The organism is Brevundimonas sp., assembly GCF_031082345.1.
In the GTDB taxonomy this organism is placed as follows: domain Bacteria; phylum Pseudomonadota; class Alphaproteobacteria; order Caulobacterales; family Caulobacteraceae; genus Brevundimonas.
This window is the reverse complement of the sequence record NZ_JAVHLH010000208.1, coordinates 3055-4858: the sequence shown is the minus strand read 5'-3', so window position 1 is coordinate 4858 and position 1804 is coordinate 3055. Positions and strand designations below refer to the sequence as shown.

General features: G+C 71.2%; 3 protein-coding genes. All 3 read right to left on the bottom strand.

What is annotated here, in order from left to right:
* On the bottom strand, window positions 1-384 hold a 384-nt coding region (locus RDU12_RS12255), incomplete at its 3' end, for a pilus assembly protein N-terminal domain-containing protein (protein WP_308684839.1).
* A gap of 11 nt (window positions 385-395) precedes the next feature.
* Window positions 396-1301 (bottom strand): Flp pilus assembly protein CpaB, encoded by a 906-nt coding sequence (gene cpaB / locus RDU12_RS12250; RefSeq protein ID WP_300290109.1) that lies wholly within the window; start codon window positions 1299-1301, stop codon window positions 396-398.
* Window positions 1302-1428: 127 nt separating this feature from the next.
* A partial coding sequence (locus RDU12_RS12245) for a prepilin peptidase (RefSeq protein ID WP_308684837.1) occupies window positions 1429-1804 on the bottom strand: 376 nt, incomplete at its 5' end.

The following is a 1804-nucleotide window of genomic DNA, read 5'->3' as shown; positions in this document are numbered from 1 at the left end:
CTCGGCGCGAACGTTCGCGCCCGGCATGATCCGGCTGAGGGTGTCCTGCAGGGCGGACACGCCGGCGTCGACGCGGATGCGCAGCGACAGGATGGTGCGGCCGGCGTTGTCGAGCACGACCGCGTCGGTCTCGCCCGGGGCAAGGCCGATGATGGTTATGCGGCGGGGCGAGTGCAGCATGGCCTCGGCCACCAGGGGATTGGGCACGATCACGTCGCGGGCGTCGGCGGGAAGGTCGACAGCCATCGACGAGCCTCGCGGCAGGCTGATCAGCTGCGACTGCGCGCCCATCGACACGGCGGCGCGGGTCTGGGCCTGCACGGCGGAGGGGGCCGGCAGCGCGACGACCAGCAGACCGGCCATGGCGAGGGTGGCGAGACGCATCACGGGGCGCTTCATTGGACGACCACCACTTCAGGCGCGCCGCCGCGATAGACGCGGACGGCGGAGGATTGGCGCGGCCCCGCGGACACGCGGCCCGACGGGCCGCCGGTGTCGGCGTAGGAACGCAGGATCAGGCTCAGTTCGCCTTCCGACTTGGCGAGGGCGAGCGCTTCGGCGTCGCGCGGACCGACCTCGAGGGTGGCTGTCGCGCCGATCACGGTCTGCTCATCGTCGCCGGCGCGGGTCGACTGGTCGATGGCCAGGACCTTGATGTTCTGCATGACCGTCGCCGAAGTGAATTTCGACCGGTCGCCCTCGGAGGCGCCGAGGTTGCCGAGGTTGGTCTCGCGGGTCAGCACCACATCGACCCGGTCGCCCGGAAGGATGAAGCCGCCGGCGGCGGTCTCGACAGTGACGCGGATGGCCATGGCGCGCATGCCCGGCTCGAGGTAGGCGGCCATGTAGCCGCTGTCTCCGGCGCGGACTATCTTGCGCAACACGATGGGCTCGCCGGCCAGAATGGGTTCGCGCACCACCGAGCCGACATAGTCCGCCTTGGCCCCGCCGGTGGCGAGGTCGGTCGCGGCGCGGGTCACCGCGGCGACGGCCCCCGCGGGCTTCGACTCCTCCTCCGCCGCGGCGGACGGGGCCGGCCTGGAGCCGTCGGTGATGAAGGCCGGATTGACCTGGTCGACCGGCCATTCCTTCCAGTCGAGGTCGGACTCGTCGAGTCGCCGGCCCGGCTGCAGATCCTTGGCGGCGACCAGTATCCTGGCCATCGGGCGCGCCTCTACCGGGGCGGCGATGGCGACGGCGGCCGGTTCTTTCGATGACGATCCCATGGCGCGGACGACCAGGGCCAGCCCGATGGCGGCCACGGCGGCGACGCAGATCACGATGATACGGGCAGGCTTCATCGACTGTCTCCGACAGGGCCGGCTGGACCCCTGGATTGGTCCTTCGCCCCCCTACCGTTAACGAACATGGCGGGTGCGGGTTAACGTGGGCCTAAGTGCTAACGCACGGATTCGCCTCGCCCGATTCCTAGCCGGCGAGGAAGGCGAGCATCAGCGGCGAGGCCGGCCAGGCGACCAGGGCGCCGGCGGCGATGGCGACGCCATAGGGGATGTGCCCCTTCGGCTCCATAAGCTGGACGAGCCACCCGGGACTGGCCCCGACCCAAGGCTGGAGCCAGGCCCGGCTGACGAGCAGGGCCAGCGAGAACACGCCGCCGATCACGGCGGTCGCGAGAACGAAGACGCCGGAGCCGGACAGTCCCAGCCAAAGGCTGGCGGCCGCCATCAGCTTGACGTCGCCGCCGCCCACCGCGTCCCCCAGAAACGGCAGCAGGAACAGGCCGGCCCCCAGCAAGAGCCCCAGCAAGGCCACGCCCAATCCCAACCAGCCGCCCTGCCAGGCG

What these genes read in the sequence shown, in the direction of transcription:
- cpaB (WP_300290109.1), bottom strand. Translation starts at nt 1,301, where the DNA reads ATGAAGCCTGCCCGTATCATCGTGATCTGCGTCGCCGCCGTGGCCGCC.